Source organism: Pseudomonas sp. YuFO8 (assembly GCF_035065025.1).
In the GTDB taxonomy this organism is placed as follows: domain Bacteria; phylum Pseudomonadota; class Gammaproteobacteria; order Pseudomonadales; family Pseudomonadaceae; genus Aquipseudomonas; species Aquipseudomonas putida_AE.
In genome coordinates, this window is sequence record NZ_JAXDEQ010000014.1 from 54,064 (window position 1) to 79,523 (window position 25,460).

24 protein-coding genes are annotated in these 25,460 nt (G+C 60.1%); 14 read left to right on the forward strand and 10 right to left on the reverse strand.

From position 1 onward, the window contains the following. The first annotated feature begins 135 nt into the window (after window positions 1-135). From urtB to ureC, 10 genes are all read left to right on the forward strand, one after another. Window positions 136-1,638 carry an urea ABC transporter permease subunit UrtB gene (gene urtB, locus SOP95_RS14690; protein WP_323607430.1) on the forward strand — a complete coding sequence of 501 codons (1,503 nt, stop codon included), beginning with the start codon at window positions 136-138 and terminating at the stop codon, window positions 1,636-1,638. Next, window positions 1,638-2,717 (forward strand): urea ABC transporter permease subunit UrtC, encoded by a 1,080-nt coding sequence (gene urtC, locus SOP95_RS14695; protein ID WP_274077507.1) that lies wholly within the window; start codon window positions 1,638-1,640, stop codon window positions 2,715-2,717. Before urtB ends, urtC begins: the two co-directional genes overlap by 1 nt. Beyond that, the gene (urtD, locus tag SOP95_RS14700; RefSeq protein WP_274077508.1) at window positions 2,714-3,583 is read left to right on the forward strand and encodes an urea ABC transporter ATP-binding protein UrtD; all 870 of its coding nucleotides are present in this window, start codon (window positions 2,714-2,716) and stop codon (window positions 3,581-3,583) included. Before urtC ends, urtD begins: the two co-directional genes overlap by 4 nt. A 113-nt stretch (window positions 3,584-3,696) precedes the next feature. Beyond that, window positions 3,697-4,395: an urea ABC transporter ATP-binding subunit UrtE gene (urtE, locus tag SOP95_RS14705; RefSeq protein ID WP_274077509.1), complete on the forward strand. Its 699-nt coding sequence runs from the start codon at window positions 3,697-3,699 to the stop codon at window positions 4,393-4,395. 30 nt (window positions 4,396-4,425) lie between these two features. Continuing rightward, the gene (locus SOP95_RS14710) at window positions 4,426-5,265 is read left to right on the forward strand and encodes an urease accessory protein UreD (protein ID WP_323607431.1); all 840 of its coding nucleotides are present in this window, start codon (window positions 4,426-4,428) and stop codon (window positions 5,263-5,265) included. 137 nt (window positions 5,266-5,402) lie between these two features. Then, window positions 5,403-5,705 carry an urease subunit gamma gene (gene ureA, locus SOP95_RS14715; protein ID WP_007907366.1) on the forward strand — a complete coding sequence of 101 codons (303 nt, stop codon included), beginning with the start codon at window positions 5,403-5,405 and terminating at the stop codon, window positions 5,703-5,705. A 9-nt stretch (window positions 5,706-5,714) separates the two neighbouring features. Further along, window positions 5,715-6,248 carry a GNAT family N-acetyltransferase gene (locus SOP95_RS14720; RefSeq protein ID WP_274077511.1) on the forward strand — a complete coding sequence of 178 codons (534 nt, stop codon included), beginning with the start codon at window positions 5,715-5,717 and terminating at the stop codon, window positions 6,246-6,248. A 4-nt stretch (window positions 6,249-6,252) separates the two neighbouring features. Then, window positions 6,253-6,786, forward strand: coding sequence for a GNAT family N-acetyltransferase (locus SOP95_RS14725; protein WP_274077512.1), 534 nt, complete (start codon window positions 6,253-6,255; stop codon window positions 6,784-6,786). Beyond that, window positions 6,786-7,091, forward strand: a complete 306-nt coding sequence (locus SOP95_RS14730) for an urease subunit beta (RefSeq protein WP_323607432.1) — start codon at window positions 6,786-6,788, stop codon at window positions 7,089-7,091. Before SOP95_RS14725 ends, SOP95_RS14730 begins: the two co-directional genes overlap by 1 nt. 165 nt (window positions 7,092-7,256) lie before the next feature. Further along, on the forward strand, window positions 7,257-8,957 hold the full coding sequence (ureC, locus tag SOP95_RS14735; protein ID WP_323607433.1) for an urease subunit alpha: 1,701 nt from the start codon (window positions 7,257-7,259) through the stop codon (window positions 8,955-8,957). A gap of 81 nt (window positions 8,958-9,038) precedes the next feature. Here the strand turns inward: ureC and SOP95_RS14740 are convergent, their stop codons facing one another. Beyond that, on the reverse strand, window positions 9,039-9,401 hold the full coding sequence (locus SOP95_RS14740; protein ID WP_323607434.1) for a hypothetical protein: 363 nt from the start codon (window positions 9,399-9,401) through the stop codon (window positions 9,039-9,041). Window positions 9,402-9,463: 62 nt separating this feature from the next. After that, a complete protein-coding gene (locus SOP95_RS14745; RefSeq protein ID WP_323607436.1) occupies window positions 9,464-14,683 on the reverse strand; it encodes an NEL-type E3 ubiquitin ligase domain-containing protein in 5,220 nt (1,739 codons plus the stop codon). A gap of 239 nt (window positions 14,684-14,922) precedes the next feature. Here SOP95_RS14745 and SOP95_RS14750 point away from each other — a divergent pair, with 239 nt between their 5' ends. Further along, complete coding sequence (locus tag SOP95_RS14750) at window positions 14,923-16,053, forward strand: sensor histidine kinase (RefSeq protein ID WP_274076845.1); 1,131 nt, start codon at window positions 14,923-14,925, stop codon at window positions 16,051-16,053. 197 nt (window positions 16,054-16,250) lie between these two features. Continuing rightward, window positions 16,251-17,045: an RHS repeat-associated core domain-containing protein gene (locus tag SOP95_RS14755; RefSeq protein WP_274076844.1), complete on the forward strand. Its 795-nt coding sequence runs from the start codon at window positions 16,251-16,253 to the stop codon at window positions 17,043-17,045. Window positions 17,046-17,074: 29 nt separating this feature from the next. Here SOP95_RS14755 and SOP95_RS14760 read toward each other — a convergent pair whose 3' ends face one another. Together SOP95_RS14760 and SOP95_RS14765 are read right to left on the reverse strand one after the other, a co-directional pair. Then, window positions 17,075-17,380 (reverse strand): chaperone modulator CbpM, encoded by a 306-nt coding sequence (locus SOP95_RS14760; RefSeq protein ID WP_274076843.1) that lies wholly within the window; start codon window positions 17,378-17,380, stop codon window positions 17,075-17,077. A 23-nt stretch (window positions 17,381-17,403) separates the two neighbouring features. After that, on the reverse strand, window positions 17,404-18,348 hold the full coding sequence (locus tag SOP95_RS14765) for a DnaJ C-terminal domain-containing protein (protein ID WP_274076842.1): 945 nt from the start codon (window positions 18,346-18,348) through the stop codon (window positions 17,404-17,406). 296 nt (window positions 18,349-18,644) lie between these two features. Here SOP95_RS14765 and SOP95_RS14770 point away from each other — a divergent pair, with 296 nt between their 5' ends. Further along, on the forward strand, window positions 18,645-19,919 hold the full coding sequence (locus SOP95_RS14770) for an Hsp70 family protein (protein WP_323607437.1): 1,275 nt from the start codon (window positions 18,645-18,647) through the stop codon (window positions 19,917-19,919). Window positions 19,920-20,033: 114 nt separating this feature from the next. Here the strand turns inward: SOP95_RS14770 and SOP95_RS14775 are convergent, their stop codons facing one another. The 3 genes from SOP95_RS14775 to SOP95_RS14785 form a co-directional block, all read right to left on the reverse strand. Continuing rightward, window positions 20,034-21,047 carry an AI-2E family transporter gene (locus SOP95_RS14775; RefSeq protein WP_274076840.1) on the reverse strand — a complete coding sequence of 338 codons (1,014 nt, stop codon included), beginning with the start codon at window positions 21,045-21,047 and terminating at the stop codon, window positions 20,034-20,036. Between the two features lie 148 nt (window positions 21,048-21,195). Beyond that, on the reverse strand, window positions 21,196-21,504 hold the full coding sequence (locus SOP95_RS14780; protein ID WP_323607438.1) for a PsiF family protein: 309 nt from the start codon (window positions 21,502-21,504) through the stop codon (window positions 21,196-21,198). A 73-nt stretch (window positions 21,505-21,577) separates the two neighbouring features. After that, entirely contained in the window at window positions 21,578-22,366 is a 789-nt protein-coding gene (locus SOP95_RS14785; protein WP_274076838.1) for an AraC family transcriptional regulator, read from the reverse strand. 95 nt (window positions 22,367-22,461) lie between these two features. On the opposite strand from SOP95_RS14785, the gene SOP95_RS14790 reads away from it, so the two are divergent. After that, window positions 22,462-23,349, forward strand: a complete 888-nt coding sequence (locus SOP95_RS14790) for a DMT family transporter (protein WP_323607439.1) — start codon at window positions 22,462-22,464, stop codon at window positions 23,347-23,349. 77 nt (window positions 23,350-23,426) lie between these two features. Here the strand turns inward: SOP95_RS14790 and SOP95_RS14795 are convergent, their stop codons facing one another. The 3 genes from SOP95_RS14795 to SOP95_RS14805 form a co-directional block, all read right to left on the reverse strand. After that, window positions 23,427-24,317 (reverse strand): esterase/lipase family protein, encoded by an 891-nt coding sequence (locus SOP95_RS14795; protein WP_323607440.1) that lies wholly within the window; start codon window positions 24,315-24,317, stop codon window positions 23,427-23,429. Between the two features lie 107 nt (window positions 24,318-24,424). Next, entirely contained in the window at window positions 24,425-24,730 is a 306-nt protein-coding gene (locus SOP95_RS14800) for a DMT family transporter (protein ID WP_046819737.1), read from the reverse strand. Continuing rightward, complete coding sequence (locus SOP95_RS14805) at window positions 24,731-25,369, reverse strand: FMN-dependent NADH-azoreductase (protein ID WP_323607441.1); 639 nt, start codon at window positions 25,367-25,369, stop codon at window positions 24,731-24,733. Window positions 25,370-25,460 lie beyond the last annotated feature (91 nt).

Consider the following 25,460-nt stretch of genomic DNA (forward strand, 5'->3'; position numbering starts at 1 on the left):
ACCTGAGGCCAGCACAAATCCCTGTGGGAGCGGGCTTGCTCGCGAAGACGGCGGCACATCCAACATCAATGTGACTGACACACCGTTTTCGCGAGCAAGCCCGCTCCCACATTTAGTCCGCGCAAGGCCATACATATGCCCACCGCCCTTTACCGATTCATCCTTGCCATTGCACTTTTGCTGCCGATGGCCTCACACGCCGATGACGCCGAAGACTTCGTCGCCGCCAATCCCGTGCAGCAAGCCAAACTATTGGAAAACTGGGCCGCGCAGCCCGATCCGGCCCGAATCGAGCTGATCAACGCCCTGCAACAAGGCGAATTGACCGTCGACGGCCAACCGAAAACCTTGCGCCTGAACAACCGCCTGCGAGGTCTGATCGATACCGCATTGGCCAGCCACCAATTGCTCGCCGCCGACGCCAAAATCCGTCTGGCCGCCGCGCAGCAATTGCAGAAAAGCGCCAAACCCGCGCAGCTGAAATTCCTCGACCAGCAATTGGCGGGCGAGAAGGACGAGAGCGTTCATGCCGCCCTCAGCCTGGCCCTGGCCAATCTGCAACTGGTAGACGCCGATCCGGCCGTGCGACTCGCCGCCATCCGTTTACTCGGCGAAACCGGCGATCCGCTGGCCCGCACCCGCCTGGAAAATCTGCTGGAGCCTGGCGTTGAAACCGACGCGAATGTGCGCACCGCCGCCGAAACCAGCCTCGCCCAGGTCAAACGCAAATTGCTCGTTGGCGAACTCCTTGGCCAGGCCTTCAGCGGCATGTCCCTGGGCTCGATCCTGCTGCTCGCCGCCTTGGGACTGGCGATCACCTTCGGCCTGCTCGGCGTGATCAACATGGCCCATGGAGAGATGCTGATGCTCGGCGCCTACTCGACCTACGTGGTGCAGTTGATGTTCCAGCGCTTCGCTCCACAGGCCATCGAGTTCTATCCGCTGATTGCGTTGCCGGTGGCGTTTTTCGTCACCGCAGCGATCGGCATGGCGTTGGAGCGTACGGTGATTCGCCACCTCTACGGTCGTCCGCTGGAAACCCTGCTCGCCACCTGGGGCATCAGCCTGATGCTGATCCAGCTGGTGCGCCTGGTGTTCGGCGCGCAGAACGTCGAGGTGGCCAACCCGGCGTGGTTGTCAGGCGGAATTCAGGTGCTGCCCAACCTGGTGCTGCCGTACAACCGCATCGTGATCATCGCATTCGCGCTGTTCGTGGTGGTGCTGACCTGGCTGCTGCTGAACAGGACGCGCCTGGGCCTGAACGTGCGCGCCGTCACCCAGAATCGCAACATGGCGGCCTGCTGCGGCGTGCCCACCGGGCGCGTCGACATGCTCGCCTTCGGCCTCGGCTCGGGCATTGCCGGCCTCGGCGGCGTGGCGCTCAGCCAGATCGGCAACGTCGGCCCGGACCTCGGCCAGAGCTACATCATCGACTCGTTCCTGGTGGTGGTTTTAGGCGGTGTCGGGCAACTGGCCGGTAGCGTGCTGGCCGCGTTCGGCCTTGGGATCGCCAACAAGATTCTCGAACCGCAAATCGGTGCCGTGCTCGGCAAGATCCTCATCCTCGCGCTGATCATTCTGTTCATCCAGAAACGTCCGCAAGGCCTCTTCGCACTGAAAGGACGGGTGATCGACTGATGAACCAGCCCCTGCTCGTTACCGCGACACAAAAAGCCGGCCCGAAAGTCACGATGGCCGTTGGCGCGGTAATCCTCGTTCTACTGCTGGCGTTACCGCTGCTCTCGCTGTTGCCGGCCGACAGTGCGCTGCACGTCTCCGCCTACACGCTGACCCTGGTGGGCAAGATCCTGTGCTACGCCATCGTGGCCCTGGCGCTGGACCTGGTCTGGGGTTACGCCGGCCTGCTGTCCCTGGGTCACGGCCTGTTTTTCGCCCTCGGCGGTTATGCCATGGGCATGTACCTGATGCGCCAGGCCTCCGGCGATGGCTTGCCGGCCTTCATGACGTTCCTGTCGTGGAGCGAATTGCCCTGGTACTGGACCGGCACCAGCAGCTTTCTCTGGGCCATGTGTCTGGTGGTATTGGCGCCAGGATTGCTCGCGCTGGTGTTCGGCTTCTTCGCCTTCCGCTCGCGGATCAAGGGCGTGTATTTCTCGATCATGACCCAGGCCCTGACCTTCGCCGGCATGCTCCTGTTCTTCCGCAACGAAACCGGGTTTGGCGGCAACAACGGCTTCACCAACTTCCGCACCATCCTCGGCTTTGGCATCACTGAACCTGGCACCCGCGCGGTGCTGTTTTTCGCCACGGTGCTGCTGCTGGTGGCCAGCCTGTACATCGGCTGGCGCCTGGCCCAGAGCAAGTTTGGCCGAGTGCTGACCGCCCTGCGCGACGCGGAAAACCGCCTGATGTTCTGCGGCTACGACCCGCGGGGATTCAAGCTGTTCGTGTGGGTGTTGAGCGCGGTGCTGTGCGGCCTGGCCGGTGCGTTGTACGTGCCGCAAGTGGGCATCATCAACCCGAGTGAAATGTCACCGACCAATTCGATCGAAGCGGCAGTCTGGGTCGCCCTCGGCGGTCGTGGCACCTTGATTGGTCCATTGCTTGGCGCCGGCGTGGTCAATGGCATGAAGAGCTGGTTCACCGTGGCCTTCCCGGAATACTGGCTGTTCTTCCTCGGCGCGCTGTTCATCGTCGTGACCCTGTACCTGCCCAAGGGCGTGATCGGCTTGCTGAAGAAAAGAGGTGAACAATGAGAGTCACTGCGACCGCTGAATTCATGCTCGAACCGGCGTTTTTCCCCGTGGAGCCGAACAAGGACGCCGGCACCAGCCGCGATGTCATCGGCCTCGGCCAACGCGCCGGTCCGGGCCTGAACACCCGCCACGGCACCATCCTGACCCTCGAAGACATCAGCGTCAGCTTCGATGGTTTCAAGGCACTGAACGACTTGAACCTGTACATCGGCGTCGGTGAATTGCGCTGCATCATCGGGCCCAACGGCGCGGGCAAGACCACGCTGATGGACGTGATCACCGGCAAGACCCGCCCCAGTCATGGTAAGGCTTGGTTCGGCGAGACCCTGGACCTGACGCAAATGAGCGAAGTGCAGATTGCCCAGGCCGGCATTGGTCGCAAGTTCCAGAAACCGACCGTGTTCGAGGCCTTGAGTGTGTTCGAGAACCTGGAGCTGGCGCAGAAAACCGACAAGTCGGTGTGGGCCAGTCTGCGGGCGCGCTTGAGTGGCGAACAGAAGGACCGTATCGCCGAGGTGCTCGACACCATTCGCCTGACCGCTTCGGTCAATCGTCCCGCCGGCTTGCTGTCCCACGGCCAGAAGCAGTTCCTGGAAATCGGCATGCTGTTGATGCAAGACCCGCAACTGCTGCTGCTCGATGAACCGGTGGCCGGCATGACCGACGCCGAAACCGAATTCACCGCCGAACTGTTCAAGACCCTGGCCGGCAAGCATTCGCTGATGGTGGTGGAACACGACATGGGCTTCGTCGGCTCGATCGCCGACCACGTCACCGTATTGCACCAGGGCAGCGTGTTGGCGGAAGGGTCGCTGGAACAGGTGCAGGAAAACGAACGGGTGATCGACGTGTATCTCGGTCGCTGAGTTTTGCGAACACCGAACCTGTAGGAGCTGGCTTGCCAGCGAAGGCGTACTGAATGACGCCAAAAGCTTCGCTGGCAAGCCAGCTCCTACAAGGGATTGAGGAGGATTTGAGAATGCTGCAAGTCGACAAGCTGCACCAGTACTACGGCGGTAGCCATATCCTGCGCGGCCTGACGTTTGACGTGAAGGTCGGCGAAGTCACCTGCCTGCTGGGCCGTAACGGCGTTGGCAAGACCACCTTGCTCAAGTGCCTGATGGGCCTGCTGCCGGCCAAGGACGGCGCTGTGAGTTGGGAGGGCAAGCCGATCACCACGTTCAAGCCGCACCAGCGGGTGCATGCCGGCATCGCCTATGTGCCGCAAGGCCGGGAAATTTTCGGCCGGTTGACCGTGGAGGAAAACCTGCTGATGGGCCTGTCGCGTTTTCCCGGCAGTGAAGCCAAGGAAGTCCCGGCGTTCATCTATGAGCTGTTTCCAGTGCTGTTGCAGATGAAGCAACGGCGCGGCGGCGACTTGTCCGGCGGCCAGCAGCAACAACTGGCGATTGGCCGGGCCCTGGCCAGCCGTCCACGCCTGCTGATCCTCGACGAGCCCACCGAAGGCATCCAGCCGTCGGTGATCAAGGAAATCGGCGCAGTGATCAAAAAGCTCGCCGCCCGTGGTGACATGGCAATCCTGCTGGTAGAGCAGTTCTACGACTTCGCTGCCGAACTGGCCGATCAGTACCTGGTGATGTCGCGCGGCGAAATCGTGCAGCAGGGCCGCGGCGAAAACATGGAAGCCGAAGGTGTACGCGGCCTGGTTACGATCTAATCTGTAGCGTCCTAACGATAATTAGAAGCCATGAATCTACCACTTCCCACTGCCCTGTTTACCCCGAGCTGGCATGCCGAACTGGAGCTGGGCTACGCCCGCTTCGGCGACAGCACGCGCCCGGTTCAGCGACGGCACAAAGGCCCGCTGCGGGTGCAGAAGCACTTGTATGCCGAAGGGCCCGAGGTGTGCCAGCACATCATCGTGCATCCGCCAGGCGGAATTGCCGGTGGTGACCGGCTGGACATCAGCGCCAGCGTCGGCCGCGCGGCGTGGGCGCAAATCACCAGCCCCGGCGCGGCCAAGTGGTATCGCGCGACAGGGCCGGCTTATCAGAAACTCGACCTGAAAGTGGCCCACGGTGCGACGCTGGAATGGTTGCCGCAAGAGACGATCATCTTCAGCGATGCCCGGGCCGAGCTCAGCACCTCCATTGACCTGCAAGGTGATGCGCGGCTGTTCTATTGGGATGTGGTGGCGTTGGGGCGCCCGGCCAGCGGCGAGCGTTTCGATCTCGGGCATTTCCAGGCGCAACTGGACATCCGCCGCGACGGCCAGTTGCTCTGGCACGAACGCCAGCGCATTGTGGGTGGTGATGGTTTGCTCGATTCGCCGATCGGGCTGGATGGGCAACCGGTGTTTGCCACCCTGCTGGTGACCGGGGAAATCGATAGTGATTTGCTGGAGCGTTGCCGTTCTTTGACCAATGATGTGCGCGGGGATTTGACCCAGTTGCCGGGTTTGCTCGTAGCCCGTTGCCTGGCCAATGAAGCCCTGCTGGCCCGTGGCTGGCTGATTGATTTGTGGCGATTATTGCGCCCTGCACTGCTCGGCCGAGAAGCCATCCCACCCAGAATATGGAGCACCTGAACACCGCTCCCCCTGTAGGAGCTGGCTTGCCAGCGAAGGCGTACTCAATGACGCCAAAAAGCTTCGCTGGCAAGCCAGCTCCTACAGGTGATGTATTTACAGATCCGATTTTTTATCTGCCCAGATGGATTCCAACGATGGACCTGACCCCACGTGAAAAAGACAAGCTGCTGATCTTCACCGCCGGCCTCGTCGCCGAGCGGCGTTTGGCCCGCGGCGTGAAACTCAATTATCCGGAGGCCATGGCCTACATTTCCGCGGCGCTGCTCGAAGGCGCCCGTGACGGCCAGACCGTGGCCGAGCTGATGCACTTTGGCACCACCCTGCTCAGCCGCGAACAAGTGATGGAAGGCATCCCGGAAATGATCCCGGAGATCCAGGTGGAAGCCACCTTCCCCGACGGCACCAAACTGGTCACCGTCCACCAACCCATCGCCTGAGGACGCGCCATGACTTATCACATCCGCGATGCGGTGCATGCCGATCTGCCGGCGATCCGAGATATCTACAACGATGCAGTGCTCAATACCACGGCGATCTGGAACGAACAGGCTGTGGACCTCGGCAACCGCCAGGCCTGGTTCAGCGCCCGGCAATCCCAGGCTTATCCGATCCTGGTGATCGTCGACGGCGAGAACAGCGTGCTGGGCTACGCTTCGTTTGGTGACTGGCGGCCGTTCGATGGTTTCCGCCACACGGTCGAGCACTCTGTCTACGTGCGCAGCGACCAGCGCGGCAATGGCCTGGGCCCACAATTGATGGACGTGCTGATCGAGCGCGCCAGGCTTTGCGACAAACATGTGATGGTCGCCGCCATCGAAAGCGGCAACGCCGCTTCCATTCGCCTGCATGAACGCGTCGGGTTCAAAACCACAGGTCAAATGCCGCAGGTCGGTACCAAGTTCGGTCGTTGGCTGGACCTGACCTTCATGCAACTGATGCTCAATCCTGGCGCCGAACCGCCGCCCGCCAACAAGGAGTAACGCGATGAACGCCGCCCAATTGCGACGCGTCAACATTGAAAGCTTTGCGCACTATCGTCAGGGTTTGATCGATTTGCTGCTCGACGCCGTCGGCTATGGCGCCAGTGTCGGGTTCATGGCGAATCTGGACGCGACGCAAGCCCGCGCCTATTTCGATGAAGTCCAGGAGAACCTGAACAAGGGCAACGTCCTGCTGTGGGTGGTGGTCAAGGACGAGCAGGTGCAGGCCAGCGTACAGCTGACCCTGTGCCAGAAAGCCAATGGCCTGAACCGCGCCGAAGTGCAGAAACTGCTGGTGCGCGAGCACGCCAGGCGCCGTGGCCTGGGCCAGCAATTGATGAGTGCGCTGGAGCAGGCGGCCCTGCAGCACAAGCGCGGCATGCTCTACCTCGATACCGAGGCCGGCTCCCCTGCCGAGGATTTCTACAAGGCCCTGGGTTACACCCGCGCCGGCGAAATTCCCGACTACGCCTGCGATCCGAGCGGCCTCTACAAGCCAACCGCCCTTTACTACAAGATTCTCCAGGGAGCCCATTGATGATTCCCGGTGAATACCAGATCCAGCCCGGCGACATCGAACTCAACGTCGGCCGCCGCACGGTCAGCTTGAAGGTGGCCAACAGCGGCGACCGACCGATCCAGGTCGGCTCGCACTACCACTTCTTCGAAACCAACGACGCCCTGACCTTCGACCGCGCCAGCAGTCGCGGCATGCGCCTGAACATTCCCGCCGGCACCGCCGTGCGTTTCGAGCCGGGGCAAAGCCGCGAAGTCGAGCTGGTCGACCTGGCCGGGCATCGCCGGGTGTTCGGCTTTACCGGACGGATCATGGGCGACCTCTGAATTATGTAGTGCACGCACCGGCCCCTTCGCTGGCAAGCCAGCTCCTACAAGGGATCGTATTTCATTGGTATTTCCATGTTGGAATGCCAATTGTAGGAGCTGGCTTGCCAGCGATAGCGAGCAACGCGAGCGGTCTCGAAATCAATTGAATCCCAAGGCAAGCGCATGAAAATCTCCAGACAAGCCTACGCCGACATGTTCGGCCCCACCGTCGGTGACAAGGTCCGCCTGGCCGACACCGAACTGTGGATCGAAGTCGAAAAAGACTTCACCACCTACGGCGAAGAAGTGAAGTTCGGTGGCGGCAAGGTTATCCGTGACGGCCAGGGCCAAAGCCAGCTATTGGCCGCCGAAGTGGTCGACACCCTGATCACCAACGCGCTGATCATCGACCACTGGGGCATCGTCAAGGCGGACGTCGGCCTCAAGGACGGGCGTATCGCCGCCATCGGCAAAGCCGGCAACCCGGACATCCAGCCCAACGTCGACATCGCCATCGGCGCCAGCACCGAAGTGATCGCCGGCGAAGGCATGATCCTCACCGCCGGCGGCATCGACACACACATCCACTTCATCTGCCCGCAGCAGATCGAAGAAGCGCTGATGAGCGGCGTCACCACCATGATCGGCGGCGGCACCGGGCCTGCCACCGGGACCAACGCCACCACCTGCACCTCGGGGCCGTGGCACCTGGCGCGCATGCTCCAGGCCGCCGACGCCTTCCCGATGAACATCGGCCTGACCGGCAAGGGCAACGCCAGCCTGCCCGAGCCGCTGATCGAACAGGTCAAGGCCGGCGCCATTGGCCTCAAGCTCCACGAAGACTGGGGCACCACCCCGGCCAGTATCGACAACTGCCTGAGCGTCGCCGATCAGTACGACGTGCAGGTGGCGATCCACACCGACACCCTCAACGAATCGGGCTTCGTCGAAACCACCCTCGGCGCCTTCAAGGGCCGTACCATCCACACCTACCACACCGAAGGTGCGGGCGGCGGCCACGCGCCGGACATCATCAAGGCCTGCGGTTTTGCCAACGTGCTGCCGAGTTCGACCAACCCGACCCGGCCGTTCACCCGCAACACCATCGACGAACACCTCGACATGCTGATGGTCTGCCACCACCTGGACCCGAGCATTGCCGAGGACGTGGCCTTCGCCGAAAGCCGAATCCGCCGCGAAACCATCGCCGCCGAAGACATCCTCCACGACCTCGGCGCGTTCTCGATGATCAGCTCCGACAGCCAGGCCATGGGCCGCGTCGGTGAAGTGATCACCCGCACCTGGCAAACCGCCGACAAGATGAAAAAGCAGCGCGGCCCGTTGCCACAGGACGGTGAAGGCAACGACAACTTCCGCGCCAAACGTTACATCGCCAAGTACACCATCAACCCGGCGATCACCCATGGCATCAGCCATGAAGTGGGCTCGATCGAGGTGGGTAAATGGGCTGACCTGGTGCTCTGGCGCCCGGCGTTCTTCGGGGTCAAACCGACACTGATCCTCAAGGGCGGCGCCATCGCGGCCAGCCTGATGGGGGATGCCAACGCCTCGATTCCAACGCCGCAACCTGTGCACTACCGTCCGATGTTCGCCAGTTATGGCGGCTCGCTGCACGCCACCAGCCTGACCTTTATCAGCCAGGCGGCGCAGGAGGCCGGGCTTGCCGAAGCCCTGGGTTTGAAGAAGAAAATCGCCGTGGTCAAGGGTTGCCGCGAGGTGCAGAAGACCGACCTGATCCACAACGATTACCTGCCAGAGATCGAGGTCGATCCGCAGACTTATCAGGTCAAGGCGGACGGCATTTTGCTGTGGTGCGAACCGGCGGATGTGTTGCCGATGGCCCAGCGTTATTTCCTGTTCTGATCGGTTGAGCGGGCAAAGAAAAAGGCCTGGATGCTTGCGTAGATCCAGGTCTTTGTTCGTCGGTTGGCTACGGCTGCAACATCAGAGCGGGTGCCTCGTCAACTCCTCGCGAGTGAGTTTCTCGATCAGCGACGCCTCTTCGATCTGGAGCTGAGCGTCCAGTTCGTCGGATTGCGCCTTGTACTGCGCCTCTGACAATTCCCCAGCCTGCTGGCTTTCTCGCAAATTGGCCAGGCGATCCTGATAAGGTTCGCGCTGAGCTTCGAATGGCGGCCGGTATTTGTTCGTCACGAAGTCCTTCCAGAAGTCTTTTGCCACCAGCGACTGAAACTCTTCAGCAGAACCGTCCAGCGCCACGACCTTGGCGTATGCCTCATCCAGCATCCTGGCTGTGACGTTGCCCTCGTTTCCGGGGTGCTTTGGTGGTTGCTTCGCATGGTACATATCCTTATGTACGACTTGGTGGGCCGGCACGAAGGTCGTCAGTCTTCATGCCGGAACAACCATCAGGGTTTCACGGTGAAAGGGATTTCGACCCGTTGCAGTTTTGCCCGGTCCATCGCCTGTTGGGTCAGGGTCTTGAGCAACGTCAGCCTCTGCGCATTGAGCAGGTTCATTTCCGTTTCATACTCCTCGGTGGTCATGACGCATCCGGGGGCGATCGCACTTTCCGGCTTGCCGAGTTCTGCCGCAAGCACCCTGATTTCCTCTTTCAACCGGGCTTTTTCCTGCACGGAAAGAGACTCGGTCGCCCGTCTCTCCAGCGCCATGTAAAACTCGGTTGTCGCATCGAGTCGACGCCGGATGGCCTTGAATGCAGCGCGATTGGAACCCTGGATGTAAGAGGCCCAGAAGGGCTGTTCGACAATCGAATCGCGTAGCAAATCACCCTCCTCCAGCGCCAGCACACGGGCGCAGGCGTCATCGATCATCGCCTGGGTGACACCCGACAGGGCTCTGAATTGCAAGTCCCGCGACTGCCACGGCAAATCCAGTCGACTGGCGAGATCCGTCATGTACGCCAGGTGAGTCTCGACTTCATCGATGGACCCGGTGACCACTCCTTGCGCATCGAGCCGCATGAAGCTGTCACCGCTCTCCAGTCGCCGGGCAATTTCCTTATGGGCGATGCGGCTCAGCTCATCCAGACGGGATTTGCCCCTGGCCAGCGACACCAGTTCGGCTTCGACCAGGCTCGGATTGGCCAGCTCGTAGGCTTCGTGAATCAGCACTTCAAGGCCCATGGCATTGAACAGCGCCGCCCCGGCGTCGACACAGTTGATCGGCTCTCGCGCCATAGTGAAAATCTGCTTGCGCAGTTCGCTGTTCTTTTCCATGGCCTCCAGCATTCGCCAGAGCTTGGCCGTCAAATCCACCCTGAAGGCTCGGTCATTTTGAAAGTGGCTGGATTGGGTGAGCAGTCTGATGTGATCGAAAAACGGCACTGAACCGATCTCATCTTCCACCTCATTCCATATTGGCTGGCGGTCAACCCATTGCGCTCGCGTCATGCCTGCCTCCCAGTCGAGACTGTCGCGCACGCCACGGGACGGATAAGGCCGATCAGGGTCCAGGCCCACGGAGTGGGTGTAATCCCTGAGCTGATTCAGGTTTTCTGGCGATAGCCACTCCGGCTCTCGGTTCAACAACGTCCTCGCCAGCAACTCCGCCTCCCCGGAACCGGGTACCACCTCAGGCACAACGCTGATGACATTGCGCTGCAGGTTCACGAACAAGTGCCGCAAACGCGGCAAGGAAAACAGACCCGCGGGCCAGGTATTGATCCCGGTGTCCGCCAGGATCAACGTGTGCAGCAAAGGCATACGACCGATGTCCGGCACCCGGCCCAGAGGATTGCCTCGCAGGTCGATGGATTCGAGCCGGATGAGGTCGCGCAGCGCGTTCGCGGCCTCTACCGTCAATTCGATCCGATTGTGGCCCAGGTACAGCGCGATCAGCGATTGCATGCGACCTACTGCAGTTGGCAGGCGGGTCAGGCCATTGTTGTTCATGTTCAGGGAACGCAGTCTTGGGAAATGCTCGATAAACCCGGCATGGGCATCGGTCAATCCGGTGTCAGCCAGATTCAGCTGGGTGACATGCTCAAAACTGGCTTGCAGCCTGGGCATCGTTTCCAGATGCCGCCCCATGGGCATGTTGCTTAGATCAAGGATCCATCCACGCGGGTTTCCCATGGCGTCGAGCTCCACGGGGCAGTTGCGTTGCCAGCAGCTTCTGATCGCCCTGTAGACACTATTGCGCGACTGCCATTGTGAAACGCCATCCGCGCTCAGGCTGAACGAGTCGAGGGGTGAATCCAGCCAGCGTCGAAAGCTGCTGTTGAGTTGATTGAACTCGGCTTCAAGAGCCCCCACTCGCTCCTCGGGTGTGCTCCCGCTGTCGCTGTGCTCCAGAAAGGTTTGAATGTCGGTTTCGCTCCAGCCGGGGCGAAGCGACTGGAGCCGTTCTTGCGCAGTCAGGTGGCCGCCGACTCGACGAAGTTGTTGGGAGAAGCCTTGCATACCCCCCCGCAACTTCATGGTATCGGGATCGTACTTCGGTTTTCGCAAAGGATTGTCCGCCAGGATCGACCTGAACCTGTCGTGGCTCAGTGGAGAACGCAGAACGGATTGCTTGAGGGTTTCCCATTGATTGATCTGATAGCCCAGCGCTTCGCGTTCGGCATCGGGCAAGGCATGCAGGGCAGCGGCAAAGAAGTTATCCGGGCCGTGAAGCTCATGATCGTCTGCATTGCGCGCCTCATACAGACCCTCTTCGTTCTTGACCAGCACCTTGCGGATGGGGGCGTCAGCCGCGCCGATACTGTCATCCAGCGCGCCTGTCGCGGTACCGTTGCGCACCTCGATACGCACGTCTGCAGACCAGCCCGGCAGCGACTCAAGCGTTCGCAGAACCAGGCGCTCAGTGTCCGGGTTTTGCAGTTCATCGTGGAAAAGCCCCTCATAAGCGCGGTTCAGCCGCACCTCCAGCAACGCCGCCCGAGCCTGATGTTTGAGATGCAACGGTACGCGCTTGCGCTCGGCCATCACCGCCAGTTCCTCTGGCGAGGCTTGCGCCAACAGCTCCCTGGCGACACTGGTCGGCAGTTGCGGGAATGCGTCCTGAAGCCAGGCCACGTTAGCGTCGGTCTCGACCGCTGCATGCTTGTAGAATGACTCGAAGAGTCGCTTTTTCTGCTCCTCTGAGTACATGGCCAGGCGTTCCTGCAAGGCATCGATTTGCACCTGCCGGTCTTCGCCGATATCCCGACCGAGTACCTGCTGGATCTCCTCTTCGCTGAAAGCGTCCAGCACGCGATCAGATAATTCGCCGGCCTTCAATTGCGCAAAAGTCAGCTTCACGCGGTGTGCAGGCACAGTTTCCTGGTTGCCGTGCACGATGGAATCGCCCCACAACTCCGGCCCGCGGAACAGCTCGATGGCTTTGTACTCGGGCCATCGCGGCAATTCTGTCATCAAGGGTGGCAGGTGATCCGCCCATTGCGGCGCGACCTGATTGAGCCGTATTTGATCCACCAGCGTGCGCACATCGGCATACGCCTTGAAGCGCTTGAGGGTGTCGGCCAACACCGCCGGTGGCGGCTGTGTCTCTACTTGCAGCTTGCGCAGCACATCTTCCTGGACACCGCTGGCGATACGGATCTGTTCCAGCGTCTGATCGGAAAATGCATCGACAGAAGGGCCCAGACGCCGCATCAGTTCGGTCTTGTCCCACTCGACCGGGCGATCGAGCTCGGTGTGCCAGGCACCGGCACCGTTATGTTCCACTCTTGGCTGATAGGCTGTCGGCCGGTTCGGGTGCCTGAGTCGCGGTTGACCGGTCTGCGGATCTTCCTTGACCTCAAGATGCCTGCCACCCAGTGCCAGGATGTCCTGGCCGTTGTGTCGATGCAGTCCTCGTTCGTTGGGTTTGGAGTCGTTGGGCAACGACACTTTGTGATCGTAGGGACTCAGATCAGGGTTCCACAGACGGGTTTTGCCATCAGGCAGCTCGACCTTTTTCAGTTGGTCGATAAAAGGCGACACTTTGACCGCCACCGGCGTGCCGCCTGGTAACACATGCCCGGCGCCCATGAGTGCCAGTTGGGCGAAATTGATCAGAACCGCGGTGAGATGAGACGCGGCCTCGTCCTTGTCGCCTTTGCTCCAGTCTTCGATTCCCTCCAGGGTCTCAAGCATCATTTGCCCAACCATTACCGCCAACACGGCTTCGCCTAATCCCGGCACCAACATGGCGCCGAAGTTGAACAGGTTCCAACCGATGTCCAGGTAACTGGTCAGGCGTTTCCAGCGCGCGGTGGCGTCTTCATCGCCCGTGGGTACGGCGATCTGTCGCGCATCGGCAATCGCCTTGTCTCTGCGCCAGGCACAGAAATGCCCCCAGAAATCGCCTTCGATCAGGTTGGTGATGGGTTCGGCATCCGGGTTCTCGACGGCGGTCTCGCGCCACCACGGGCCCATGTCCAGCGGCTCGCGCTGTGTCCAGGTAAAGGTGCTGAAGCGCTCGTTGACCCGTGCAAAGAAGCGCCCTTTGTCCTTGTGCGGCACGAACCGGCTGAAGAACTCCTGGTACTGAGCCGAGCGCAACTGGCTCGTCAGTTCCTTCATGAAGTCGGTGAAAGAGTCGTATTGCCTGAGCGGATGATCCGGGTCGCCGGGGATGTAGGCGATCAATGTCCCGTCCAGCCGACTTTGTTCATGGATATCGTTACGGCGAACCATTTCCTCGACCACCCCGGTCGGGCCATTGGCAAAAAAGGCCTGGAGTGTCTTGAACTGGTCATATTCATACCCCGGCAAAATTTTCAGGCGACGAGACCAGTCGATCAGGTGTTGCAGCTGCTCCGGAACCAGCTCCTCGAGAGCCTGTTTTATTAGCGTGGGATCGGCCAGCGCACTGAACAGCACAATGCCCGTCAGCCGCGTGCCCATCAATGAGAGCCGGTGACATTGCAATGGACGGCCCTCGTACAGGATGCTGTCCTGGTCATCCCGCAGCTCGATCAGTTTTCCGAAGGTATAGGAGTCGATATCGTTTTTTAATAGCGCAATGAGCATGGACTCACTGAAAGCAGCCCTTTCATGGGCCATGAACCGTTGTTCAAGTAGTTGTCGATCGGCAGTGACAGCTGGCTTGAGCAGAGACTTGATGTGTTGCTGATACTGCGCGCCGATATCGAGTTTGCGACACAACGCGGTGAACTTTTCGACACTGCACTCATGACGCTGAAGTTCCCCCTCAGAGTCTTTGATGAAAATGCCTGAACCGTCGCGAAAGGCGCCTTCGAGGGTTTCAGACGACTCAAAGTTATGCAGGGCGGCTTCCAGCAACGACGATTGCCTGAGCCGGCTGGCCTGGGTGTCGAGGCCAATGCCGAGCGGGGCGGGAACATAGAGGCGCAATGAAGTCGTGCTGACATCCAGTTCGACGTTCAGCTCGTCGCTGAGGGCTTGGGTCAGTAAGGGCTTGGCAAACTCATTGATGTCGGTTTGCAGATTACCGACCGCATCAGAAACAACATCTTGTAAACGCCAGCGCTCCTGTATGAGTTGTTGCAAGTATTGACGATCAATCGCCGATGCCTTGATGTACCAGTCCGGAAAACCGGGCGTCAGTTGCGTAACCGATGCCAACCTTGAAGCCGAAGCAATTTTTATCAGGGCTGGCACTTTCTCAGCGAAATAATCCGAATGAAGTACAGTCATTTTCGCAAATCCTTATGCGATGAGTAGTGCCCCAGCTTATTCAACCGCCTCTAAAACAAAAGATTAAAATCCTGCTGGAACAACCCAGAAAAGACCCAGGGCAAGATCGAATTCGAGAACCGGAAAAGTAAATAGATACCACCCTATCGCCCCCGGACCTGATCCATCCCTCAGCGGTAGTTTTTGCCCGGCGGTAAAGAGGCTAAGATCCCCCCTACATTCCCAGCAGGAAACCGGTCATGCGCCTCCCCGACTTCATCAGGCAACACGTGGACCGTATCGTTGATGAATGGGAACAGTTCGCCAGTACCATCACGCCGGCGGCCGAAAACATGGACAGTGCAGCCTTGCGCGACCATGCCAAGGCGATTCTGTTGGCCGCCGCGCGTGACATGACCACCGCGCAAACCGCCAGCGAACAGCTGGCCAAGGCCAAGGGTGAAGGCCCCGAGAAAACCCCGAGCCTGGACGAAGCCGGTGCCAGCCATGGCGAGCTGCGGCATACCGTGGGTTTCGACCTGGTGCAGATGACCAGCGAATTCCGCCACCTGCGGGCCTGTGTGATTCGCCTGTGGGTCGACAGCCTGGAATCACCGGACCTGACCTATTTCCAGGACATGATCCGCTTCAACGAAGCCATCGATGAAGCACTCGCCGAATCCACGGCCGCCTATGCCGAACAGGTGAACCGCTCGCGGGATATCTTCCTGGCGATACTCGGCCACGACCTGCGCGCGCCGTTGCAGGCGCTGAGCATGTCCACTGAATTGCTGATGCGTAAAACATCGCTGGAAGGCGATGCGCTGGCCTGCGCGAACAACATTACGCGCAGTGCCCGGCACATGGCGGTGATGGTCAGCGATCTACTGGAGCTGGTACGCAGTCGACTGGGCAAGAGCCTGCCAATCGATCCCAAGCCCATGGACCTTGCCGATGCCGCACACGCGGCGATTGCCGAAGCCTGCGCCGGTAACCCGGAGTGCGATCCAACGGTCAGGGTAGAGGGAGATACTCGAGGGGTCTGGGATGCCGGGAGGCTGGGTCAGTTGCTGCAAAACCTGATTGGCAATGCGTTGCAGCACGGTGCGAACAAACGTGATGTGACGGTCACGCTCAACGGCGAGCCCGCCGCGGTTCGCATAACGGTCCATAACTACGGAGCGCCGATTCCCGCGAACGCCATCGGCACGATCTTCGATCCACTGGTGCGCAGCGCCGACGAAGAGCTTGGGCAGCCGTCGACCAGCCTGGGCCTGGGGTTATTTATCGTCAAGGAAGTGGTGGATGCGCATCACGGAACGATAGAAGTCAGTTCCAACGAGGCCGATGGCACGTTATTCACTGTAGTGCTGCCACGCAATCCCCTGTAGGAGCTGCCGCAGGCTGCGATCTTTTGATCTTCAACGTTCTATCAGCCGCCAAAATGCAGCGGCAAAATCAAAAGATCGCAGCCTGCGGCAGCTCCTACGGGAGCGGGGCACTATCAGATCTGCTAGTTCCCCATCCCGGTCATAGCGAGTAGAAAGAAGACGAATATCCCTCAAGCGCAACCAGGGAAGGTTTCTTCATGAGCCGCTCAAATCTCGATACCCCCAAACAGCAACGTACCGTCCTGTTAGCCACCGATCAGCAAAACTCGGTGCTCAGCGAAATTATCAGTGGCAGAAACAATCCCATGGCGTATTCCGCTTATGGGCATCAGTCAGCCGAACATGAGGTTGTATCGGGCCTGGGGTTTAATGGTGAATTGCGCGAGGCATCCCGTTGGTACTTTCTGGGCAATGGTTATCGGGTCTATAACCCTCGGTTGATGCGCTTTCATAGCCCGGACAGTTGGAGCCCGTTTGGGGCGGGTGGGTTGAATGCGTATACGTATTGTGAAGGGGAACCGGTGATGGGGTCGGATCCGACGGGGCATTTTAACCCCTCGAAGTGGTGGGGAAATATAACAAACTTTTTCGCGGGATCAACCAACCGACTGGTTTTAACACCTCCAAGACGTACGTCTTCTACGGTCGAGCTGATTCCTATAGGTAAATCGCCTCAAGTCCTCACTGAATTTAGCTTGCCGCTGCCCTCAGTCCCTCCCGCCTTGCCTGGTCCCCCCTTAAATAGATCTCTTAAGCCGACGAACCCTGCAACACGGAATGTTCCAATTGATCATCAAGGACCACTAAACACGTATTTTAACCCTGTCACCCGCCCTCTTCCTACTCCTCCAGATCAAATTGAAAAAGGAGTTGATATAGGTCGTGATGGTGTGGAGCTAGTGGAGCTAGCGGACCTTAGTAAGCATTTGAAACGCCGGCAGCAACCAGTGAGCCTGCAAAAACTCAGCAAATATTTTAGAAGCCAGAATTAGGAGCAAACAACGAAGACCCCGAAGGCAAACTACTCCACCACCAACCGCCCCAACCGCTGCCTCAACATCCGGTTCTCCGCCCGCAATTGCTGGACCTCCTCGAGCAAATCCAGCGCCAGCGCAACCCCTTCCCATTCCAGTTCCAGATCGCGCCGCAGTTTGGCGGCGCGTCTGGCCAGGGTCAGTTCGTAATCGGTGAAGCGCCAATCCTTGGGCTGACCGCCCTGAGGTTCGAGGATGCCGTGTTCGACGATTTCGATCACGTAGACGTCCGACAGGTCGGTCGCCTCACAGAATTCTGCCAGGTCCAGTTGAACGATCAGGGGGCTGCTCATGATGGGCTACTCCGTCGCTGGGTTCAGAAGTTTTCTCGCGGGTTGAAAGCGGCTTTCTTGGCCAGTTCCTGCCACAACGCCTTGACGTCATCGTCTGCGGCCTTGGGCATCACGGCCTTGAACTGGATGAACAGGTAACCGCGTTCGCCGGCCTTGTTCATCAGACCGTGGCCCTTGGCGCGCATGCGTTGGCCGTTCTGGCTGCCCGCCGGGACCTTGAGGTTGATCTTGCCGGTCAGGGTGGGCACGGCGACTTCGGTGCCCAGCGCCAGTTCCCACGGTGCCAAGGGCAAGGTGATGATCAGGTTCTCGCCTTCGACGTCGAATTTCGGGTGTGGCGCAAAGCGAATGGTCAGGTACAGGTCGCCATTGGCACCACCGCCGACTCCCGGAGCGCCCTGGCCCTTGAGGCGAATGCGTTCACCATCGGTCACACCCGCCGGGATCTTCACGTTCAGGCTTTTGCTGGTGTTGCTCACATGCTGGCCGGCCGGGTTGTACTGCGGCACCTGGAAGGTGACCTTCTTCGACTCGGTCGACAGGGTTTCTTCGAGAAAAACGCCCAGTTCCATCTCCACGTCTTGCCCTCGGCGTCCGGTGCTGCGACGTGATTCCGCCCCGCCGAAGCCAGGGCCACGATTACCAAAGATCGAGCTGAAGAAATCCGAGAAGTCACCGGTGTCCTGGCCACCGCCGCCAAAACCGCCACGGCTCTGCCAGCCCGGTGGTCCCTGGAACGGTTGACCATGCTGACCATAGCGGCGCAATTCATCGTATTCGGCGCGTTTGTCAGCGCTTTTCAACGCCTCATAGGCTTCAGAGGCGTCCTTGAACTTGGCTTCGGCGTCCTTTTCCTTGCTGACATCGGGGTGGTATTTACGCGCCAGCTTGCGATAGGCCGCCTTGATCGCCTTGTCGTCTGCTGTCGGCTCCACGCCGAGAATCTTGTAATAGTCTTTGAAGTCCATCGCGGGAATCACCATCCGTTATCGAAATCGCGCCACCTGCCCCAGCATGCACGTGTTTGCAGCACAAGGTTAGACCGATCTCAAGGTTGTGACCGGGCGGCGCGTAAGAAGTTTATCGGCAGCGGGCGGTGCGACTTACGGGTGCTCCGCGGCTACCAGCTTGATGCAGGGTAGTTTGGGGGTGTTGAGCCATCTTTCAAGACATTGTTTCCCGGAATTAGCAGATAGTCGGCCTTCGAATCTGTCGCGCACTGACATACACTGCGCGGCCGTTTTTTAACCGGAACCGCAAAGACATGAACAACGCATCTCCAGCCCGTGCCGTGGGCATCGACTTTGGCACGTCAAACTCCACCGTCGGCTGGCTGCGCCCCGGCATGGAAACGCTGATCGCGCTGGAGGACGACAAGATCACCCTGCCTTCGGTGGTCTTCTTCAACATCGAAGAACGCCGCCCGGTGTACGGCCGGCTGGCGCTGCACGAGTACCTGGAAGGTTATGAAGGGCGGTTGATGCGCTCGCTCAAGAGCCTGCTGGGCTCCAAGCTGATCAAGCACGACACCAGCGTCCTGGGCACGGCGATGCCGTTCAAGGACCTGCTCGGCCTGTTCATCGGCCAGCTCAAGAGCCGAGCCGAAACCGCCGCCGGTCGGGAATTCGAAGAAGTGGTGCTGGGCCGTCCGGTGTTTTTTGTCGACGATGACCCGATGGCCGACAAAGAGGCCGAAGACACCCTGGTGGACGTCGCGCGCAAGATCGGCTTCAAGGAAGTCTCCTTCCAGTACGAACCGATTGCCGCCGCGTTCGACTATGAGTCGACCATCGAGAAGGAAGAGCTGGTACTGATCGTCGACATCGGCGGTGGTACTTCCGACTTCTCGCTGGTGCGTCTGTCGCCGCAGCGTCGGGGCATGGATAACCGCCAGGATGACATCCTCGCCACCGGCGGCGTGCACATCGGCGGGACCGATTTCGACAAGCAATTGAGCCTGCAGGGCCTGATGCCGCTGTTCGGCTACGGCAGCCGGATGAAGAGCGGCGCCTACATGCCCACCAGCCACCACATGAACCTGGCGACCTGGCACACCATCAACTCGGTGTATTCGCAGAAGTCCCAGCTGGCCCTGGGCAGCATGCGCTACGACATCGAAGACACCGGTGGCATCGACCGCCTGTTCAAGCTGATCGAACAGCGCGCCGGGCACTGGCTGGCCATGGAAGTCGAAGAGACCAAGATCCAGCTGACCCATGCAGACCACCGCCACGTACCGCTGGATCGCATCGAAGCCGGCTTGAGTGTGGAGCTCAGCCGTGCCCTTTTCGAATCGGCCATCGATAACCTGCTCGAACGCGTGCGCAATAGCGTCACCCAGCTGCTGACCGACGCCGATGTGCGGGTCGATCAGGTGGACACGGTGTTCTTCACTGGGGGTTCGAGTGGTATTCCGGCGCTGCGCAACAGCGTCTCGGAGATGTTGCCGAATGCACGGCATGTGGAAGGGAATATCTTTGGCAGCATCGGCAGTGGCCTGGCGATTGAGGCGGCCAAGCGTTACGGTTCGATGGGCTGATCCGAAACCGAGTCGCCCCCATCGCCAGCAGGCTAGCTCCCACAGTGAAATGCATTCCAATGTGGGAGCTAGCCTGCTGGCGATGGCGTCAGATCAGGCGCTACATCTCTCGGATCAAACCATCCCGACCTGCTTCAACTCGCTCTTCAGGTACGCATAATAAATCGGCCCTGCCACCACCCCCGGCAGGCCGAACGCGGCTTCGAACACCAGCATTGCCAGGAGCAACTCCCAGGACTTGGCACTGATCTGCCCACCGACGATCCGCGCGTTGAGAAAATACTCGAGCTTGTGGATGACAATCAGGTAGCCCAGCGCGGCCAGCGCCACCCAGATCGACAGCGACAGGCCGACGATCGTGATCAGCGTGTTGGACATCAGGTTGCCGATCACCGGCAACAGGCCGAGCAGGAAGGTCAGCACGATCAGGGTCTTGGTCAGGGGCAGCTTGATGCCGAACATCGGCAGCACCACCGCGAGGAAAATCCCGGTAAAGAAGGTGTTGAGCAGGGAAATCTTGATCTGCGCGAACACGATGTTGCGAAACGCCTGCACCAGCAGGTGCAGGCGGTCGAACAGGGCCGCGGCCAGCGGTTTGCGTTTGGTCAGGTCCGGGATGCGTTGCAGGGCAATGATCGCCCCGAGCACCATGCCGATCAGCAACGTCACGAACATGTGCGCCGCATCCTTGCCCACCAACTGCAAGTCACTGAGGTGCTTGCTCACCCACTCGCCGATCGCCACGCGAAACTCCGCTGCACTGGCGGGCAGATAGGCATCGATGAACGGCGGCAATTGCCCGCGCGCGCGATCGACCACGCCCATGAACTTGTCGAGGGAAGCCCCGGGGTTTTCCGCTTCGTGCAACAGAAAGCTGATGGCACCGGCGAAAATCAGCGTCAACGCGCTGACCACCAATGTGCCCAGCAACGCCACCGCCAGCCACCGCGCACGCCGGCCTTCGATCAGCCGCTGCAATTGCGGGGTGAGCATGTTGACCAGTTCGAACACCAGCAACCCGGCCAGCAGGCTGGGCAACAACCGCAGCGGGATCACCAGCAGCAGCCCGCCAAAGATGATGACCCAGCTAATGACCAGCAACACATGACGTTGAGAAAACGTTGGCATACAGCCTCAAAACGAACGGCGTAAAAGGATTGGCAGTCTGCCAGCGATCCGATGGCAGCACTAGGGAATGTGTGGGTCGACCTTTGTCGGAGGGTGATTGGTTATATGCGCTGCTCGCGAAGGTGCATTCTCATTCCCGGCCCAGTGTTTATTTTTTCTTCAGGCAATCACTCATGAACGCCTTGCGCTCATCGCCTTTGAGGGCCTTGGTCGTGGCATCGGCATTGCAGGTTTTCATTTTCTCCTGCTGTGGCGTCAAGGCAGGGACGGCTTCAGTGGCCGCCGGTGTCGCTTTGAGGCAATTGCTCATGAAGAGTTTGCGCTCATCGCCCTTGAGGCTTTTGGCCGTGGCGTCGGCGTTGCAGGTGGTCATCTTGTTCTGTTGGTCAGTGGCGGCAAAACCTTGGGAACACAGGAGCAAACCGATCAGCAGCAAAGGGGCGCGCAACATCGTCATGGAGTGTTCTCCTTGTCACCGCACCGAGGGGGAACGGTCTTGCACTGGAGTGTAGACAACACCTGTAACACCTTCATCCTGTCTCCAGGTGGCTGCGTCGATACTGCTCCGGCGTACACCCGGCCTGGCGCTGGAACATGGCGATGAACGCCGAGCCGGTGCTGTAGCCCAGGTCGAAGGCGACGTCCTGAATGCTGCGGTGACTGTCCAGCGCCTCGATCGCCGTCAGAAAGCGCAGGCGTTGGCGCCACTCACCGAAACTCATGCCCAACTCGCGGACAAACTGCCGCGCCAGCGTGCGTTCGCTGACATGAATCTGTGCGGCCCAGTCTGCCAAGGGCCGGTTATCCCCAGGCTCGGCTTGCAGTGCCTCAAGGACTCCAAGCAATCGGCTACTGCTGGCATAGGGCAGATAACACTCATGCACCGGTGCTTGCTGCAGTTGATCCACCAACACCTGGGCCAGGCGCTGGTCCGCGGCCTGCTTGGGGATCTTCACGTCCCGGGCGGCAAAGTCCTTGAGAATTGCCTTGAGGATGTCGCTGATGGCCAGTGTGCAAGCCTCTTGTGGCAGATCAGCGCAAAGGGTGGGCGCCAGGCAGACTGCGCGATAATTGATCGGCTGGTTGCTGTAGAAGCTGTGCTCGGTCTCGGGGGGCACCCACACGGCGTATTGCGGTGGTGACATGAAGCGACTGCCGCCGATTTCCATGTGCAGTACGCCATGGGCCGAATACTCCAGCGTGCCCCACGGGTGCCGATGGGCCGAGGCAAAGCGATGGGCATCGAAATCGGCGTAGCGGAAGTACACCGGGGCGGGTAACTCGCTGAAATCCAGCAGGTCGATGTGTTTACTGGTCATGCTGTCCGGAATTGGCGGTCGGTTGTCTGTATTGAAGTATAGGCCTGTAACCAGACAAGGGATAATTACCCCTTATCAACGTTCTGGTTTTCCCCATGCAATACGCTTATCCCCTGCTGGCCATTTTCATCTGGGCCGGCAACACCGTCATCACCAAAATGTCGGCCGGGGCGATCTTCCCCGCCGAGATCGGATTCTACCGCTGGCTGCTGGCCGGCTTGTTGTTCACGCCCTTCATGCTCAAATCGGTGATTGCCCACTGGCCGGCTATTCGCCCGAACCTGGGCAAGATCTTTGTCCTCGGCGTGCTCGGCATGGCGGTTTACCAAAGCCTGGCGTACTTCGCCGCGAGCCTGACCTCCGCCACCAACATGGGCATCATCCTGTCGTTGATGCCTTTGATGTCGCTGGCCATGGCGATCATCAGCCTCGGCCAACGCCTGACCATCGGCGCATTGGCCGGTGCGGTGCTGTCGTTTGCCGGGGTATTGGTGGTGGTCTCGTCCGGTAGCCTGGGCGTGCTGCTGGAACACGGGGTGAACCTGGGCGACGCGATGATGCTGATCGCCACCCTGGCCTACGCGATCTACAGCACCTTGCTGAAAAAATGGCAGCTGCGCTTGCCGCCATTGGTGCTGCTGTACTTGCAGGTGCTGGTCGCGGTGGTGGTGTTGTTTCCGCTGTTTCTCGCCTCACCGAAAACCGGCCTGACCTTGCAGAACATCCCCTTGGTGCTTTACGCCTGCCTGCTGGCCTCGATGGTCGCACCGCTGGCGTGGATGCAGGCCGTGGTACGTTTGGGGCCGAGCCGGACCACGCTGTTCTTCAATTTACTGCCGTTGATTACCGCGCTGATTGCGGCGGTGGTGCTGCATGAGCAGTTGGCGCTTTATCACCTGGTGGGCGGGATGTTGACGTTGGGCGGGGTGATTCTTTCCGAGCGCTGGACCACCGTATTGGGCCGCAAGGTCAGCGTTGCCTGAGCCAAAAAGGTCGCAGCCTGCGGGAACGCATTCCCCCTGTAGGAGCTGCCGCAGGCTGCGATCTTTTGATTTTGATCTTATAAACCGGCAGCCTTTAACCGAGCCGCATGCTCGACAAACAATCGGATCGGCTCCGCCCCCTTCCCCACCAGCCCCAACGACTGATTGACGATGTCGAAATGGTCCAACGGATACTCGTCGCCAATCACCGTCCCCAGGTGCGAGGAATACCGCCCGACCATCCCGTCGCAATGCCCGGCCTCGCGAACGAAGGTTCTGGCAAACAAACGACAACTGCGGTTGGTACCGTCCAACAGGTTGCGCCCGCGATCGGTCTTGCCCGGCTGCAAGGTCCCGGACCAGGAATAGTAACGCACGCCGTTCACCTGTTCCGGCCCCTGCCCGCCCCAGGTTTCAGGCAGCCCCTGTGGATAACGTTGATTGAACAGCGCCACGCCCTCAGTGGTGAGCGAATGATGGGAAGCGTGGATATCCACAGGCAACTTCGGTCCGCGATAGCCGGTTTCCAGCAGGCACATCAGCGCCGCGACGCACCGTATGAAAAAGCTCACCAGCCGCCCCATGGCACTGTCATGCGGATAGTGCTTGTGCAGATAGTCCGCCAGTTCCGAACCATGATTGGGCCCCGCCACCGAGGTCACCGAGGCGATCAGGTCCGGGCGTTTGGCTGCTGCGTAGCGGGCGGTCAGCGACCCCTGGCTGTGGCCAATCAGGTTGACCTTCCCGGCACCGGTCTCGCGCAGAATCTCCTCGATCCGCGCCAGCAGTTGCTCACCGCGCACATCATCGGAGTTGAGCGGCGAAACCTGCACCGCAAACACCACCGCACCACCACGGCGCAATGCCTCGGCGATCCCGTACCAGTACGGATAAAGCACCAAACGGATGAACCCGAGCATTCCCGGGACCAGCACCAATGGGTAACGCGTGGCCAAACCTTGCGACATGGGCGAGACATCCTTGTGATCGTGAGGTGATGCATAGCGGATGCAAGACATCCGCCAAGCTTCGCCAGCGAACATGACAAACCGACGACCAGTCTAGGACATCTGCCCTACTTCAGTCCCACCACACCTGCCACGATCAGCCCGACCGACAGCAGCTTGACCGCGGTCAGGCTCTCACCGAGCAAGGCAAAGCCGAGAAACACCGTGCCCAGGGAACCGATGGCGGTCCAGATCGGGTAGGCGATGCTCACCGGCAACTCGCGCATGGCCAGGGTCAAAAAATAAATCCCGCCCACCGCGGCCACGATGGTCATCAGCGAGGGCCAGAGCCGGGTAAAGCCCTCGGCGTACTTCATGCCCATGGCGAAGGTCACTTCGAACCCGGCGGCGATCAGCAAAAACAGCCAGGCCATCTAGAACTCCCTGGCCAGCGCCAGCAAGCGCTGCTCTGCTTCGGCGGCGGAGACCTGGAACGTGCGCGCCTCGGACTCTTCGCCTTCGGCGGCGACCACCGTGACATCGGTGATGCCGATGAATCCCAGCGCCGTGCGCAGCAGCGTATCGGCATGGTTCATTGCCTCCAGCTCGCCGCCCGGACCGAAGCCGAAACCGCCGCGACTGGTCACGATCAAGGCCTTTTTACCCTGCACCAGTGGCTCGTACTGCGCGATGCCGTTATCCAGGGTGTGATTGAAGGTCAGCCCGAGCCGCACGATCTGGTCGATCCAGGCTTTCAAGCCGCTGGGCACGCTGAAATTGTGCATCGGCGTGGAAATCACCAGCACGTCATGTCCGAGCAACTCGCCGACCAGCGTGTCGCTGAATGCCAGATCCGCTTGCATCGACAGGGGCCGCGCGTCGGGTTCGGGATAGAACGCGGCGGCCACGAACGCTTCGTTGACCGGTGGGATCAACGCTCGGCCGACTTCGCGGCGGGTCAGCTTCGATTGCGGGTGACGGGCCTGCCAAGCCGACAGAAACACTTCCGCCAAACGCCGGGAGTGCGAACGATCCCCTCGTGGACTGGCATGAATCGCAAGAACTGTGCTCATCTGACTCTCCTTGGGACTAAACTCAAATTGCGGGTGGCTTGCAGCTTGTAACTCACTGCTGCCCACTACAACTGAACAAAAGTCAGTCCGG